14 protein-coding genes are annotated in these 16,583 nt (G+C 38.0%); 6 read left to right on the forward strand and 8 right to left on the reverse strand.

Annotation, left to right across the window (positions count from 1 at the left end; translation table 11 throughout):
* The first annotated feature begins 215 nt into the window (after positions 1-215).
* The 3 genes from AACZ30_RS08455 to AACZ30_RS08465 all read left to right on the forward strand — a co-directional run bounded on the left by AACZ30_RS08455 (position 216) and on the right by AACZ30_RS08465 (position 4,394).
* Positions 216-3,509, forward strand: coding sequence for an amidohydrolase family protein (locus AACZ30_RS08455; RefSeq protein WP_339648812.1), 3,294 nt, complete (start codon positions 216-218; stop codon positions 3,507-3,509).
* 115 nt (positions 3,510-3,624) lie between these two features.
* Positions 3,625-3,966: a DUF202 domain-containing protein gene (locus AACZ30_RS08460; RefSeq protein WP_057480543.1), complete on the forward strand. Its 342-nt coding sequence runs from the start codon at positions 3,625-3,627 to the stop codon at positions 3,964-3,966.
* A 59-nt stretch (positions 3,967-4,025) separates the two neighbouring features.
* Positions 4,026-4,394: a DUF6122 family protein gene (locus AACZ30_RS08465; RefSeq protein WP_339648814.1), complete on the forward strand. Its 369-nt coding sequence runs from the start codon at positions 4,026-4,028 to the stop codon at positions 4,392-4,394.
* Between the two features lie 125 nt (positions 4,395-4,519).
* Here AACZ30_RS08465 and AACZ30_RS08470 read toward each other — a convergent pair whose 3' ends face one another.
* Positions 4,520-4,879: a DUF779 domain-containing protein gene (locus AACZ30_RS08470; RefSeq protein ID WP_339648815.1), complete on the reverse strand. Its 360-nt coding sequence runs from the start codon at positions 4,877-4,879 to the stop codon at positions 4,520-4,522.
* Positions 4,880-4,881: 2 nt separating this feature from the next.
* Positions 4,882-6,381 carry an aldehyde dehydrogenase family protein gene (locus AACZ30_RS08475; RefSeq protein WP_339648816.1) on the reverse strand — a complete coding sequence of 500 codons (1,500 nt, stop codon included), beginning with the start codon at positions 6,379-6,381 and terminating at the stop codon, positions 4,882-4,884.
* A 111-nt stretch (positions 6,382-6,492) separates the two neighbouring features.
* On the opposite strand from AACZ30_RS08475, the gene AACZ30_RS08480 reads away from it, so the two are divergent.
* Positions 6,493-7,410, forward strand: coding sequence for an AraC family transcriptional regulator (locus AACZ30_RS08480; RefSeq protein WP_075324820.1), 918 nt, complete (start codon positions 6,493-6,495; stop codon positions 7,408-7,410).
* On the opposite strand, the gene AACZ30_RS08485 is transcribed toward AACZ30_RS08480, so the two are convergent.
* Positions 7,407-8,300, reverse strand: coding sequence for a DUF302 domain-containing protein (locus AACZ30_RS08485; protein WP_339648817.1), 894 nt, complete (start codon positions 8,298-8,300; stop codon positions 7,407-7,409). The genes AACZ30_RS08480 and AACZ30_RS08485 overlap by 4 nt on opposite strands.
* Before the next feature lie 177 nt (positions 8,301-8,477).
* On the opposite strand from AACZ30_RS08485, the gene AACZ30_RS08490 reads away from it, so the two are divergent.
* Both AACZ30_RS08490 and AACZ30_RS08495 read left to right on the forward strand, forming a co-directional pair.
* Positions 8,478-9,092, forward strand: coding sequence for a deoxynucleoside kinase (locus tag AACZ30_RS08490; RefSeq protein WP_075324821.1), 615 nt, complete (start codon positions 8,478-8,480; stop codon positions 9,090-9,092).
* An 11-nt stretch (positions 9,093-9,103) separates the two neighbouring features.
* The gene (locus AACZ30_RS08495) at positions 9,104-9,769 is read left to right on the forward strand and encodes a sterol desaturase family protein (RefSeq protein ID WP_075324822.1); all 666 of its coding nucleotides are present in this window, start codon (positions 9,104-9,106) and stop codon (positions 9,767-9,769) included.
* Positions 9,770-9,781: 12 nt separating this feature from the next.
* Here AACZ30_RS08495 and AACZ30_RS08500 read toward each other — a convergent pair whose 3' ends face one another.
* From AACZ30_RS08500 to AACZ30_RS08520, 5 genes are all read right to left on the reverse strand, one after another.
* Positions 9,782-10,816 carry a phosphatase domain-containing protein gene (locus AACZ30_RS08500; RefSeq protein WP_339648819.1) on the reverse strand — a complete coding sequence of 345 codons (1,035 nt, stop codon included), beginning with the start codon at positions 10,814-10,816 and terminating at the stop codon, positions 9,782-9,784.
* 156 nt (positions 10,817-10,972) lie between these two features.
* A complete protein-coding gene (gene ligD / locus AACZ30_RS08505) occupies positions 10,973-13,432 on the reverse strand; it encodes a DNA ligase D (protein WP_339648821.1) in 2,460 nt (819 codons plus the stop codon).
* A 3-nt stretch (positions 13,433-13,435) separates the two neighbouring features.
* The gene (locus tag AACZ30_RS08510; protein ID WP_282018121.1) at positions 13,436-14,215 is read right to left on the reverse strand and encodes a Ku protein; all 780 of its coding nucleotides are present in this window, start codon (positions 14,213-14,215) and stop codon (positions 13,436-13,438) included.
* 1 nt (position 14,216) lies between these two features.
* The gene (locus AACZ30_RS08515) at positions 14,217-14,465 is read right to left on the reverse strand and encodes a Rho termination factor N-terminal domain-containing protein (RefSeq protein WP_339648822.1); all 249 of its coding nucleotides are present in this window, start codon (positions 14,463-14,465) and stop codon (positions 14,217-14,219) included.
* 444 nt (positions 14,466-14,909) lie between these two features.
* The coding region (locus AACZ30_RS08520; RefSeq protein WP_339648823.1) for a sodium/proton-translocating pyrophosphatase at positions 14,910-16,583 on the reverse strand (1,674 nt) is incomplete at its 5' end.

Below are 16,583 nucleotides of genomic sequence, written 5' to 3' on the forward strand. Positions count from 1 at the left end.
TGTAGTAAATCTGGAACATCAGGAATTTTTCCCCGTAACCACACTTCAGGTCTATTTTTATTCATTTTTCAAGAATTAAATTTCAGAAAATCTTAAATCAAACTTACTTTAAAAGACGGAATTAGATAAAATAATCTTCAAATATTAAATCCCTTAATGCAATTAGAGCTTTTGAGCTTTTCATAGTATATTTAGCCTGTTTAAAAAATCACACTATGTTTAAAAAATTCCTCCCGGCCTTATTTATTTTATTGGCCGCTCCAAACCTATTTTCACAAGAAAAAGAAGAAGAAAAGAAATGGGACGTAAATGATCCTTATTCTGATGACTGGAACATTAAAGAAGTTCCGCTTAAAACCGATGAAGGCACCTGGATAAACCTCGATGTCTCTCCCGACGGAAAAACCATTGTTTTCGATCTTTTAGGGAATATTTATAAAATGCCAGTTAGTGGTGGAAAAGCAACACTTTTAAGAAGCGGAATGGCTTATGAGGTTCAGCCGCGTTTTAGCCCAGATGGTTCTAAGATCTCTTTTACCAGCGATGCCGGTGGAGGCGATAACATCTGGATTATGGATGCCGATGGAGAAAACGCCAGCCAACTTACTAAAGAAGATTTTAGATTGCTAAACAATGCGATTTGGACTCCTGACGGAAATGCCATTGTAGCCAGGAAGCATTTTACTTCTGGCCGTTCCCTTGGGGCCGGTGAAATGTGGCTATACCACATTGGTGGCGAAGGAGGCTTACAACTTACCGAACGTAAAAACGATCAGCAGGATGTAAACGAACCTAGCATTTCTCCCGATGGACGCTACCTTTATTACAGCGAAGATATGTACCCGGGCGGAATGTTCCAATACAACAAAGATCCTAATAAGCAGATCTATGTTATAAAAAGATACGATTTTGAAACCGGAGAAAACACTACTATTACCGGTGGTCCCGGCGGAGCAGCAAGACCACAGGTTTCCCCTGATGGGAAGAAACTTGCTTTTATAAAAAGAGTGAGAACCAAATCGGTTTTATTTATTCACGACCTGGAAACCGGCGAAGAATGGCCGGTTTATGATAAACTGAGCAAAGATCAGCAGGAAGCCTGGGCTATTTTTGGGGTTTATCCCGGATTTAGCTGGATGCCTTCGGGAGAAGAAATCGTTTTTTGGAGTGAAGGAAAGATCAACAAAGTAAATATTGAAGATTACGAATCTGAAATTATTCCTTTTGAAGTTGAAAACACCATAGAGATTGCAGAAACCCATAGAAGCGAACACCAGGTATTTTCGGAAGAATTCAATCCTAAAGTGATTCGTCACGCGGTGACTTCTCCTAACGGGAAAACCCTTGTTTTTAACGCGGTAGGTTATTTATGGAAAAAATCTTTACCAAACGGAAAACCTCAGCGAATTACCAACAGCGAAAACTTTGAATTTGAACCCGCTTTTTCTCCTGATGGAAAAGAGATTGTTTACGTTACCTGGAGTGACTCCGAAATGGGCGCTTTAATGAAAGTAGGTTTAAATGGTCGGAATCCAGAAAAACTTACTTCAGAAAAAGGAATTTATAGAAACCCTGCTTTTTCCAATAATAGCGAACAAATTGTTTTTGTAAAGGAGCGCGGTAACAGCGACCAGGGACAAACTTTTAGTAAAGAACCGGGTATTTATACGATTAGTGCTTCCGGAGAAAATATTGAAAAAATCCACGATTCCGGAGATTTCCCGATGTATAGTAAAGATGATTCTAGAATTTTCTTTCAAACCGGTGGCGCGCTTATGGGCAGCCTGGAAAAAAGTTTAAAAAGTATTGATCTAAGCGGAAACGACGAGCGTACGCATATCAATTCAAAACACGCAAATCGTTTAGTGCCAAGCCCAGATAATAAATGGGTTGTTTTTAGTCATTTGCACCAGGCTTATTTGGCGCCGCTAACTATGACCGGGCGCACTTTAGATTTAGATAATAACACTAAAACCATTCCGGTAACTCAAATTACCAAAGATGCAGGAATGAACCTACATTGGTCTAACAATAGTCAAAATGTTCATTGGACGTTGGGTGATGAATATTTCACTAATAAAGTTTCAGAACGTTTCACTTTTCTAAAAAACTCACCAGATTCTATTCCAGATATTACCGAGGAAGGAACCAAAATAGGGTTGCAACTCAAAACCGATGTTCCGGAAGGGCAAATTGCTTTCACAAATGCTAGGATTATTACTATGAATGGCGATAAGGTAATTGAAAATGGAAGTATTCTAATTAAAGAAAATAAAATTGTTTCTGTAGGTGAAGCTTCCGAAGTTAATATTCCGAATAACGCGAAAGTTTATGACCTGGAAGGAAAAACAATAATGCCCGGTATTGTTGATGCCCACGCCCATATTGGTGCTTTTAGATATGGTTTGACACCAGAAAAACACTGGCCTTTATATGCCAATATGGCTTTTGGAGTTACTACCGTGCACGATCCTTCGGCCTTAAGTGAAAGCATTTTTAGTATGGCAGAAATGGTAAAGGCGGGGGAAATGGTAGGCCCGCGAATTTATTCAACCGGTATTATTCTTTACGGTGCTGAAGGCGACTTTAAAGCCGTAATTAATAGTCTGGAAGATGCTAAATCGGCTTTAAGGAGAACAAAAGCCTTTGGAGCGACTTCGGTAAAAAGTTATAACCAGCCTCGCCGTAAACAGCGCCAGCAAATAATGCAGGCCGCAAAAGAACTGGAAATGAATGTGGTTCCTGAAGGTGGGAGTACCTTTTTGCATAATATGAATATGATTGTAGACGGACATACCGGGATAGAACATAATATTCCCGTGGTTCCTGTTTATAAAGATGTAAAAACGCTTTGGGGAAACAGCAATACCGGTTACACCCCAACATTGATTGTAAATTACGGCGGAATAAACGGTGAATACTACTTCTATCAAAAAGATAATGTGTGGGAAAATGAACGTTTGCTGAATTTCACACCGCGACAAATTGTAGATTCCAGATCAAGACACCGTACCAAACTTCCTGAAGAAGAATATAAAAACGGACCTATTTTGGTTTCAGAAACGGCTAAAGAACTTTCTGATATTGGCGTAAAGGTAAACCTTGGTGCACACGGACAATTACAGGGACTTGGCGCTCACTGGGAACTTTGGTTACTGCAAATGGGCGGAATGACCAATATGGAAGCTTTACAGGCGGCTACAATTAACGGTGCCGAATATATAGGAATGGGTAGCGAAATTGGATCTTTGGAAGAAGGTAAATTAGCCGACCTGATTGTTCTGGAGGAAAACCCTTTGGAAGATATTCGTAATTCTGAATCGGTTATTTACACGATGGTAAATGGTAGATTATATGATGCTGAAACGATGAACGAAATTGGAAATAACCCGAAAGAACGCGGTGAATTCTATTGGGAAGACAACAAATACAATGCAGCTTTCCCCTGGCACGAAAGTACCCAGAGCTTTACCGCTCCCGGTTGTACCTGCCATAGGTTGACTAATTAAAAAACCAAAAAACACAAACTGGATAGTTAAATTTAAGTCTTGCTTAAACAAACCGAATTTGGTAACTTTTAAAGCAAATTAACTATCCAGTTTCTATGCTGAAATATGAAATTTTATGAGAAGGGTTAAATTTGGAAAGCTTTTTACTCACAGAAAGATAGATGAAAGCATCATTCGTGAACATCTTGCGCTGGAAAGAACTAAGCTCGCCAATGAACGTACGTTGTTATCCTACACTCAAGCGGCTATGTATTTTCTTTTGGGGGGTTTGGCTTTAATTCAGCTCAAGGAATACCAGGAGATGCATTATATTGGCTATCTGGCTCTGGTCATTTCTGTATTGTTCCTTACTATTGGTATTTGGCGATTCATCGTACTAAAAAATAAGATGAAGGATCTTTTAAAAGGCAAAATAGAGTCTTCAGCTGAAGAGGAAGAAGAGCCTGAAAATAATTAATAAGTTTATTGAGATTCAGGGATCGATATTTTTTAAGCTCCAATTTTTAAAAATTTCAATTGCAAGCATTCACGCATTATTTTCTTCATTTTATAGCTATTGGCGCTATTGCCTGGTTTTACGACAAAAAGAACTGGAAAAGGAACTGGCTTATCTTACTCGCCACTATGGCCGTAGATCTTGATCATGTTATTGCCGATCCTTTATTTGACCCTATGCGCTGCGGAATTGGCTATCATCCCTTACATTCCCAACTTGCTATCCTTACCTATTTTTTAGGATTGATCTTTACTAAAAATAAAGTCCTAAGACTCATTTTTATCGGTTTACTATTTCATATGCTTACCGATTTTATAGACTGCCTGTGGATGTTTTCTAAATGCGGTGAATGCTATACTTCTTCTGAAATTTATAAGTGGGTTAACTGAAATCTAATATAAAAAACCTACAAGGTTTTGAAAACTTTGCAGGAGTTTGGCTTTTCATAATAAAGCCCGAAAACCAACATATTCAGGGAAATATTCGGTTCTCAGGCTTTTGATTAAGCAACAATTTAAGGGTTTAAATTCTTGTTTTCTTCATCATTCAGCATTCTTGATTTTATAAGAAAACGATAACCGGTAGGAATATCTAGCGAAAAACTTCCGCCTCTACCTTTTACAATATCTACGGTTAAGTGAGTGTGTTTCCAATACTCAAATTGGTCGTGGCTCATATAAAAATTTACACCACCAACTTCCCCCAGTAGAATATCATTATCATCAATATAAAAATCCTCTTTCGGTAGTAGCATTGGCGAAGACCCGTCGCAACAGCCACCGCTTTGGTGAAAAATCACCTCACCGTGCTGTTGCTTAAGTTCTTGCAGTAGTTTTTCTGCTTCAGGAGTTATTTCTACTCTTTTATAGTCCATTTCTAAAAGAATCCTAATTTATTCTTATCATAAGAAATTAGCATATTCTTGCTTTGTCTATAATGATTCAGCATCATTAAGTGATTTTCCCTTCCGAAACCAGATTTTTTGTAACCTCCAAATGGCGCGTGTGCGGGATAATCGTGATAACAATTTACCCAAACCCGCCCGGCTTTTATAGCGCGCGGAATTTGATATAATTGATGCGCATCTCGGGTCCAAACTCCGGCACCCAAACCATACATCGTATCATTTGCAATTTCAATGGCTTCGGCTTCATCTTTAAAGGTGCAAACCGCTACCACAGGTCCAAAAATTTCTTCCTGAAAAACCCTCATTTTATTATGGCCTTTTAAAATAGTCGGCTGAATATAAAATCCGTTGGCTAAATTTCCCTCAAGTTTTGCTGCATCACCACCGGCTAAAACCTCAGCGCCTTCATCCTTACCTATCTTAATATATTCCAGGATTTTCTGATGCTGATCACTGGAAGCCTGTGCGCCCATCATCGTAGACTCCTCAAACGGATTACCCATTTTTATAGCTTTGGTGCGCTCTATCACCCTTTTAATGAATTCATCATAAATATCTTCCTGGATTAAAATCCTGGATGGTGCGGTACAAACTTCACCCTGGTTAAACGCGAAAAGCACAGCGCCTTCAATACATTTATCAAGGAAAGCATCGTCGTGATCCATAATACTATTGAAAAAGACATTAGGCGATTTCCCACCAAGCTCCATGGTTACCGGGTGCAGGTTTTTTGAAGCATATTGCATAATTAACTGCCCGGTAGTGGTTTCTCCTGTAAAGGCCACTTTATCTACATTTGGGCTGGAAGCCAAAGGTTTCCCTGCTTCAGGACCAAAACCGTGAATAACATTAAAAACTCCCGGAGGTAAAAGATCTACAATTTTTTCAGCTAAAAATGTTGCAGAAGCAGGCGTTTGTTCTGCAGGTTTTAAAACTACGCAGTTTCCAGAAGCTAATGCGGGTGCCACTTTCCAGGCAAGCATTAATAGTGGAAAATTCCAGGGAATAATTTGAGCAACCACGCCAAGTGGCTCGTTGATAATTAAGGAAAGGGTATTTTCGTTAAGTTCTGTAGCCGATCCTTCTTCTGCTCTAATAGCTGAAGCAAAATATCTAAAATGATCTACCGCCAGGGGAACATCAGCATTCATTGTTTCGCGTATAGACTTCCCGTTATCGGCGGTTTCCATTTGCGCGAAAGTTTCCAGGTTTTCCTGTATCACATCGGCTATTTTATGCAAAATCGCAGCCCGTTCTGAGGCCGAAGTTTTGCCCCATTCATCTTTAGCATTGTTAGCAGCTTCTATCGCGCTTTTTACATCCTTATCGTTAGATCTTGGATATTTGGCTAGTAATTTATTATCTACCGGCGAATGGTTCTCAAAGTATTTCCCATCTATGGGATCCTGAAATTTCCCGTTAATAAAATTGCCATATTTTTCTTTAAATTTTGGTGCTGAATAGCTCATAGAAATATTTTTTAAATTACATTCCTAATATCCCTAATTTTAAGAGTAAATAATTGAACTTTTCTACAAATAAGTATTACATTACTATTAACTTATTAAATTAAACGGGTTTTGAATACCAATATATCAAACTATAATCGCAATTTAAAGCTGAATACTTCTATTGAAAACAGGACGATCTACAGTGCTGATTATGCTGAATTAAATGTTTTTGAAACCCGGCAGGTAGCAGAAAGTGTAAACCTTCAGTTTAGTTTTCCAATTATTGCGAGTATGCTTACGGGCAAAAAAATAATGCACCTGGAAGGAATGAAATCTTTTGATTTTTTCCCGGGAGAATCGGTGGTGTTACCTTCAGATAAAAAAATGCTAATAGATTTTCCCCTTGCCAATTCAAAAAATCCTACACGTTGCCTCGCCCTGGGAATTGATCCCGATAAAATAAAAGAAACCGTAGAAATCTTTAATGAAAATACTCGAATAGATTTCGAAAATGATCATCATAGCTTTGATGCCAGCGCTGTTCATTTAGCTAATAATCATCAGGTTCAATTTGTGCTAGACCGCATTTTTAGCACTTTCCTGGAAGATGGTAAAGCTAAAGATGCGTTGTTAGATTTAATGGTAAAGGAACTTATTATCAGGTTACTTCAAACTAAAGCAAAAGTAATGCTGCTGGATAATGAAACGCTTTTTGATAATAATAGAATGGCGTTTATCGTAAAATATATGCGGGAACATCTTACCGAAAACATTCAGGTAGATAAACTGGCAGATAAAGCCTGCATGAGTACTTCAAATTTTTACCGAAGTTTTAAAAATACGCTTGGTGAAAGTCCTATAGATTATCTAAACGGGGAACGAATTAAATTTGCGAAGAAACTAATCCAAAGAACAAATAGCAAGTTTGCCGATATCGCTTATAAGAGCGGATTTAACAATACCAGCTATTTTAACCGTCAATTTAAACGTTTCGAGAAAATAACTCCAAATCAATACAGAAAACTGGTTAAAGATAATCTCACTTAATATTTCGCTGCATTTTTACTCAAATTCTCTAAAGCATTTTTCATAGTTTCCAACTGCGAAATATTTTGGGTTAGTTTAAACCTTTTGGCTAAAAAAGCAGGATCGTTATAAGAAATCTTTACTATCCCGGCCTCGTCCCGCCAAACCAGAAATTTAACCGGAAACTCCAGGGCAATTCTGGAGTTCTCCTGCATAATTGGTGTACCAACTTTAGGATTGCCAAAAATGATTAACCTGGTAGAACGCAATCCCACACCCACCTCCTCTGCATTTTTAAAATGATCTATTTCTGAAAAAATTTTTAGATTAGGATTTTCTTCAATAGCAGTGATCAGTCGGTCGTAAGTAGTTTTAAAATCAAATTCGCTTATTTCTGAAATAATGCCTTCATGGGTATCTACTTTAAATTTTCCCGATTTCTTAACCTTTCCGCCTGAAGCTTTTGAAGCCATATCTTTAAGCCCTTTTTTCACCTTAGATAGATTCCTGACTCCTTTAAATTCAAACCTTGATTTCAGGTAATTTATACTGCAGTATGTTACTTCGGTTATATCAGCATTATTATACACCAACATTTTAAGCGGAAGATCCAAACCGGCAAGCTGATCTTTCTGTATAAGTAAACTTCCCTGCTTAGGGTTTCCAAAAATTAGAACACTGGCTTTGTTAAGTTCTAAATCCGCATCTTCGGCATTTGCAGAATGATCTATTTTAGCAAAAAGTGAAAGGGCTTCATTTTGCTTCACCACCGATTCTAATCTTGATACGGTACTTTCAAAACCATACTTACTTTCAGTAATCATAAGATGGTCGTTTTGCTTTTCCTGCGCCGAACCGATAAAAATTCCGAAGAAAAATAAAAAGAAAATAAATTTTAACATTGATGTCATAAGCCGTAATTCTTGTTTTAATTTAATCAAATTTAGGGAGATATAGATTCAAATCCTTTAGCTTTTCAAGATTTATGAGTATTTTGACAGGGTGTAAAATACAGGCCGCCTTAATTCTTGTATCTTTACACCCGCGCTTTTTTAGCGCCCCAAATAACTATCTAATTTAATGAATTTATGCACGTAGCGATTGCAGGGAATATAGGAGCAGGTAAAACCACGCTTACTAAATTATTGGCAAAACATTACAACTGGGAAGCGCAGTATGAAGATGTATTGGAGAATCCCTATCTCGAAGATTTTTATAATAAAATGGAACGCTGGTCTTTTAACCTGCAGATCTATTTTTTAAATAGCAGGTTTAGGCAAATCTTACAAATTCGTGAAAGCGGAAAAAAGATAATACAGGACAGAACTATTTATGAGGATGCCCATATTTTTGCACCAAACCTACATGCAATGGGTTTAATGACCAATAGGGATTTTAAAAATTACAGTTCGCTTTTTGACCTTATGGAAAGCGTGGTGCAGGGACCCGATCTTCTTATTTATTTAAGAAGTAGTATTCCTAATTTGGTGTCGCAGATACATAAACGAGGTCGGGACTACGAAAACTCGATTTCAATAGATTATTTAAGCAGGTTAAATGAAAGATATGAAGCCTGGGTACACAATTATATCAAAGGAAATTTGTTAATAATAGACGTAGACAATATTAATTTTGTAGATAACCCCGAAGATTTGGGAGATATTATCAACCGTATTGACGCTGAAATTCATGGTTTATTTTAAATCTAATAAAAATGGAATCAACAAAACTTAAAAGACCAAAACATAAGGGTTCTCCAAAGTTATTTGACAACCCAATTTTAGAAAAACTTACGCACACGCATATTTCTTTTCCGTTGATTATTTTTGGAGTAATTGCAGTGGCATTAATTTACTACGGAATTATCGAAAAAGGGTTTGAAACACCAATAATGGTAGGCCTCTTCGTAGCCGGACTTTTCTTTTTCACTTTTGTAGAATATATAATGCACCGGTATTTGTATCATATTCCCGCAACTAGTGAACGTAAAAAGAAAATTTCTTATACTATGCACGGGGTGCACCACGATTATCCTAAAGATAAATCACGATTGGCAATGCCTCCGGTTTTAAGCCTTATAATCGCTACAGTACTTTTTATAATTTACCGGGCAGTTTTAGGCGATTATGTATTCGGATTTTTAGCCGGATTTTTAATAGGATACGCGGGTTACCTGGCTGTGCATTATTCGGTACACGCTTTTAAAGTGCCCAATAATTTCCTGAAAACTTTATGGCACCATCACAGTATTCACCATTATCGCGAATCAGACAGGGCTTTTGGGGTTTCCTCTCCGTTATGGGATCATATATTTAGAACAATGCCAAGAAAAGCGCCTGCAAGTAGAAAAACAGCAGTTGGGCAAAGTATAGACGATTAAATTTTTAGTTTTCTAAATAAAACCGTGTTCCCTGGCATGTTCTACGGCTTCTTGAGAGGTCTCAACCATTAGTACAGGCGTGGTTTCAAAATTATCTATGATACTGCGCACGCGGCTCATTTGTTTTTTATGCTTTACGCTTCTTAAATAAATTGCCAGAATTCTATCTGGATACTGGGCAGCGATTTCGGTGTAAATAGATGCATCGTGCTCGCCACTATCACCAATAAGAATAAAATTCATTTCAGGATAAGTCTTTAAAATATTTGCGATCTCTTTTTGTTTGTGCGGTTTTTCAGGTTTTATACTCCCATCAAAAGGCGTTCTGAATTTTCGAAGCAAAATTGGCCCTTTCGGGAAAGCATTGTGATCTAAAAATAGTTTGAGATATTCGTATAAATTCCACGGACTGTTACTTAAATAAAAAATAGGATTATTAGGCGTACCATCTCTACCGGTGTGCAGTTTTTGGTAAAATTCAGCTGCACCCTTTAGTGGGATTCTATTATAAGCATTGGTAAGCAGTGAATTTTTCAGCAACCGCAGTTTTAAAAATGAAGTTACGCCGGTGTGCAAAATAGTATCGTCTATATCGCTAATTACTCCATATTCAGCATTTGGATCGGGAATTAAAAAATCTCCCTTAAAAGGATCTTCCAACAATTCTGTCTTTTTTCCTAACGGACCTTTATAAAAAATATCATAATCCAGCCAGCCCTCTTCGTCGGCGTGTTCTGCCAGGTTTTGTTCTATGTTATTATCAAATAAAAAGAAACCTTCGTCATCACTTTGTGTGGTGGCCTGTACTTTTCCCGGAAGACTTAAATCTACCTGCGCATCAGGAATTTCAAACGTATCAAATTGTTTATAAGTGGTTTTTATCGTTTTAAAAATGTTGGCATCCTGGGTAATTTTTAAGGGTTCATTATCCAACACACGCCCTTTTATATAAAGGTGTGAATGGGTTCCATAGCTTCTATATGGTGTAATTAAAACCTGGTCTATAAGCTTATACCGGCCAGCAAGTTTGCGTAATCTTTTCTTCATTAATTTGCACTTTAAATAAATTCGCTCCGAGCAATCTCAAGGAGTATTTATAGAAAATATATTTTAATTTCGAGGTAAGCATGGGAGCTTTCAAGACTCGATTATCCAGTCAATTTAAAAATTATAAAGAAGCCTGGCCCTGCTTTTAGATAAACTTTAGGAAGATTCCAGGTTTTGCATGGCCTTTTCCATATCAATCCCCTCTTCCAGTACTTTGGTAAACAAATCTCCTTTTTTCTGAATTCGCTGCGGCATATCTTTAATGGTAAAATCAAGAATTTTAAGTCCGCTTTTTACTTCTTTCCATTCCAGGGGAGCGGAAACCGGCGCACCGGGTTTTGGGCGTGCGCAATAGGCAGAAGCTAAAGTTTGGCCTCTTCGGTTTTGTAAATAATCCAGGTAGATCTTGTCTTTTCGCTTCTTTTTAGCGCGATCCATACTGGTTATTTTCGGGACTTTATCTGCGATATAATAACACAGCAATTTGGTAAAATCCCGTGCTTCATCATAAGAATAATTTCCGCCCAGCGGAATATAAATATGAAGTCCGCTGGAACCTGAAGTCTTGCAATAACCCTCAATTTTAGCCAGGTCTATCACCTCTTTTGCAGCCTGGGCAACTTCAATAACCTCTTCAAAAGTATTTTTATCTGAAGGATCTAAATCTATTACCGTATAATCTGGTGAATCAAGATTCTTCACTCGGGAATTCCACGGATTAATTTCAATACAACCCAAATTGGCCATGTATAAAAGCGTAGGCTCATTCTGGCAAAGCAAATACTCAATATCCTTTTCAGAAGATTCCGAATAAATTTCTGTGGTTGCTATCCAATCGGGTAAATTTCCTTCGTTGTCTTTCTGGTAAAATCCCTGTTTTTTAATGCCGTTAGGATGCCGATGTAAATTTTGGGGACGATCTTTTAAGTAGGGTAACATCACTTCTGAAACCTGGATGTAATAATCTATTAAATCGTATTTCCTGAACCCGGAATCAGGCCAGTATACTTTGTCCAGATTAGTAAACGGAACATCTATCCCATCTATTTCCAGGCTTTCTCCTGACTTCCTTATAGAAGATGATTTTGTTGATTTCTTTTCTTCGGGAACTTTATTTTCAACAATGTCTTCGGCTAAAATTTCTTCCGGTTCTTTATCTTTTCGCAAAGCCTTAAAAACCGGATGCCTTAATTTACCGGTTTTTGTAATTTCTGAAAACTTTACTTCAGCAATCAAATCGGGGCGCATCCAAACCGGTTCTCTTCCTTTTAAATTTATTTTTTCTGAAAAAGGAGAGGTTTTACGCTCACGACTTTTAAACTTTTTTAGCAATGCTTTCTGTTGGTCGTTCGAAAAACCGGTGCCGCAATTTCCAATATATTTTAAATCTTCATCTTCATAAGCGCCCATAATTAAGGAACCAAAAACAGCACCTTCTGAAGTGGTGTAACCGCAAATAAGCACTTCCCGGGTGTTTTCACCTTTTAACTTTAGCCATTTTTCAGTTCTATACCCGGGAGAATATGTAGCATCGGCTTTTTTGGCGATCACCCCTTCCAATCCAAGGTCTATGGCTTTATTATAAAATGCGGTGCCCATTCCTTCTATATGATCGCAATATTGAACCATGTCCAGATCTTCCAAAACTTCAGGGATTAAACTTTTGCGTTCTAAAAGTGGTAAATCCAGCATAGAATGGCCATTGAGAAAAAGCATATCAAAAACATAAAAACGCAAGGCTCCCGGCGTGTTTTCACTATAATTTTGCAAAGCCTGGAACTGCGGAATTCCCTCTTTATTCAATACCACGATTTCACCATCTAAAATCACATCGTGCTCAATCTGTTCTAAATCTTTAACCAATTTTGAAAACTTAGAATTAAAGGAAATCCCATTGCGGGAATAAAGATCTACTTTGCCGTCTTCAATATTGGCCAGCGCGCGGTAACCGTCCCATTTTAACTCGTAAATCCAATCGGGATCGTTAAATATTCTTTTGCCCGTGGTAGCGAGCATGGGCTTTATAAATTCTGAAGGTTTTATTTTCCTGACTTTTCCTTTAGATTTATCGGAATCCTTGCTTTTAGAAGATTTTTCAGTAAAAACTTCCGCATCGTAATCCAGATCGGTAGAAAAATCGTCTTTCTTTTTAATCAACAACCACTGGTTCTTTTTATCACCTCGCTTAGTTTTCACTAACGCAAATTCACCTTTAATTTTGCTGCCACTAAAGACCATTTTCAGGTTACCATCTTCCCATTGTTCTTCAAGATTATCATTGGTTTTTGCCGCAGCTTTAAACGTGCCTTTATCCCAAATCTGCATCTCCCCCGCTCCATAATTTCCTTTTGGGATAGTACCTTCAAAATCTAAATATTTAACGGGATGATCTTCAGTTTCAATTGCCAGGCGTTTATCTTTCGGATTCATGGAAGGGCCTTTAGGCACGGCCCAACTTTTTAAAACGCCTTCCATTTCCAGGCGTAAATCGTAATGCAAACGGGTAGCTTCGTGCCGCTGAATTACAAACCGCCCGCGATTTTCAGTAGAAAAATCGGCGCCGGGCTCTGGCGTGTTTTTAAAGTTTCGCTTTTTTTTATAATCGGCTAAACTCATCTTTTAGGATGCTTTAGACTTTTTCTTTTTATCAAGACTGGCCTTTAATTTTGCCATAAGATCTTTTGCCTCAGTAGGCTCATCTTTAAATTTCTGTGGTTTAGGTTTTTTGCCGGTACTTTTAGATTCGATAATTTTCATTAATTGATCGTTATACACGTCTTTATATTTATCGGGATCAAACTTCGTGGTGTACTGATCTATAAGGGAAATCGCCATATCAACCTCTTTCTTGGCAACTTTAGTTTTAGGAAGTTTTATATCTTTTGTCTCCCTAATTTCTTCGGCAAACCTAATTACGTGTAAGACCAGAGCTTTATCGTAAACACCAACTAAACTCAAGTGTTCTTTTTGCCGCATTACAAATGTAGCCACACCTAATTTTCCGGTTTTTTTAAGCGCATCACGAAGTAAATTATAGGATTTCCCACCCTCTTTTTGCGGCTCCAGGAAATAAGGCTTTTTATAAAGAACCTCGGCCACCTCATCTTCTTCCACAAACTCTTCAATATCTATGGTTTTACTTTTTTTGAGGTTGGCATTTTCAAAATCTTCTTTCTCTAAAACCACGTAATCCTCATCGTCCTGCTTAAAACCTTTTACAATGTCTTTCCATTCCACTTCTTTCCCGGTATCTTCATTTACCCTTTTGTAACGAATACGGGCATTATCGTGCCGATCTAACATATCTAGATCGAGTTTTCTGCTTTCTGAAGCCGAGTATAATTTTACCGGGATAGAAACCAGTCCGAAGCTAATAGAGCCATTCCATATAGATCTCATTCTAATGGTTTCTAAGGGCTTTAATCAATTCATCCTTGCTCATATCGCTTCGGCCTTCAATCCCAATCTCCTGGGCTTTCTCATAGAGCTCCTCTTTGGTACGCTCTTCATATTTATCGGCTTTTCCACCTTTCTCTCCCGATTTAGAATCGTTGGCAATTCTGGCAGCTTTAGATTTGCTCATTCCTTCATCACGAAGTTCCTCGTACTGTTCATCGTTTTTAATTGATGGTCCATGATCTTTAGCCATAATATTGAATTTTAATTTATGTTTCTTTTCTATTTAAAATTAAAGGAATTACCGCGGAAGCTTAGTTGTAGCTTTGTTAAAATTGGAAAGGCTTTCAGCTTCAAGATGAATTAAAAAATGAATGGTAAGCTCAGCTTTAAGGCGCCAAAACCTTATGCGAAAGAATTGATAAGTAAACTACTTCGGAGCAAGCTCACGAAGCATTATGATTGGAAAATATAATTTGATTTCGAGGCAAGCCTCAGAGCATTTAATCTCAATTATCGAGTAAAAAAGAGGCATCAGCAACTTTTTATATAAAGAAAGAGACTGGTTGAATATTCCTGTTAGAACCGTCATCCTGAACTTGTTTCAGGATCTAAGATATTAGAAGCTGAAACAAGTTCAGCTTGACGAGATCAGAAAAATCAAACAGCCTCTTTTATTTTTTAAAACCTGAAACTATCAGGCTTTATCTTTTAAGTCCTGTACCTGTTTTTCAACTTCAGCTTTAGTACCCGTAAAGGTTTTTTGCTGAACTGTGGTTTTTCCTTTTTTAGTAGTGGTGATTCTCACTTTAGCGATAGTTTCACCTCCTTCTGAAGTCATATTCACCTGAACTTCTTTTGAAGTATCTCCGGCTAAAGCATTACTATTTATTATCATCCCATTTTCTATCGCTGCACCTTCATTAGGAATATCGCTTTCGGTATGGCCACCTAAAATTGGGGCGATCACTAAACCGATTAAACAGGTTAATTTTATTAAAATGTTCATCGAAGGACCTGAAGTATCTTTAAAAGGATCACCAACTGTATCTCCGGTAACCGCCGCTTTATGGGCCTCAGAACCTTTGTAAGTCATTTCCCCATTAATCATAACTCCTGCCTCAAAAGATTTTTTAGCATTATCCCAGGCACCGCCGGCATTATTCTGAAAAATTGCCCAAAGCACTCCGCTTACCGTAACCCCGGCCATATAACCTCCAAGCATTTCAGCGATCAATACATTTTCATATCTAAAAAGCATTGGGATTAGGGCGATCGCGATAGGAAAACCAATGGTTAAAACTCCCGGCAACAACATTTCTTTTAAGGCTGCTTCGGTAGAAATAGCGACACATTTATCATATTCAGGTTTTGCAGTTCCTTCCATAATTCCGGGAATACTTTTAAACTGTCGTCTAACTTCTTCCACCATTTTCATCGCTGCTTTCCCAACAGATTTCATTGCTAATGCCGAAAAAACAACAGGCACCATTCCGCCAATAAACAACATTGACAACACTGGTGCTTTAAAAATATTAATCCCGTCTATTCCGGTAAAAGTCACATATGCGGCAAAAAGCGCAAGTGAAGTAAGTGCTGCTGAAGCGATCGCAAAACCTTTTCCGGTAGCTGCCGTGGTGTTTCCTACGGAATCCAGGATATCTGTACGTTCTCTAACCTCAGCTGGAAGTTCACTCATTTCAGCAATTCCACCTGCATTATCGGCTATTGGTCCAAAGGCATCAATAGCTAACTGCATAGCGGTAGTCGCCATCATTGCTGATGCTGCAAGCGCAACACCGTAGAATCCGGCAAAAGCGTAAGAAGCCCAAATAGCGAACGCAAACAATAAAACTGAAAGAAATGTTGAGATCATTCCGGTAGCCAAACCGGCAATAATATTTGTTCCCGCTCCTGTACTGGAATTTTGTACGATAGAAAGTACAGGTTTTTTACCAAGTCCTGTATAATATTCTGTTACTGCTGAAATCACACCACCAACAACAATTCCCACTAAACACGCGTAAAACACTCTAATTGAAGAGATATCCATATATTCAAATCCTTCTGCCCCGCCAACAAAAAAGCCCATAGTTAGGGTTTCTTTAGGAAGCATCCAGGTTACCAGAAAATAACTGGCAACAGCAACAAGTCCAATAGCCGTCCAGTTTCCAATATTTAATGCTTTTTGAACCTCAGCTTCCTTAGCCGAGTTACTGCTAATTTTCACTAATAAGGTTCCGATTATGGAAATAATGATTCCCGCACCGGCAATAGCCATAGGTAATAAAATAGGACCAATTCCACCAAATCCGGAATCAACGATATTTCCGCCCATATCTTCAATAATATAGTTTCCTAAAACCATCGC

Source organism: uncultured Salegentibacter sp. (genome assembly GCF_963972535.1).
In the GTDB taxonomy this organism is placed as follows: domain Bacteria; phylum Bacteroidota; class Bacteroidia; order Flavobacteriales; family Flavobacteriaceae; genus Salegentibacter.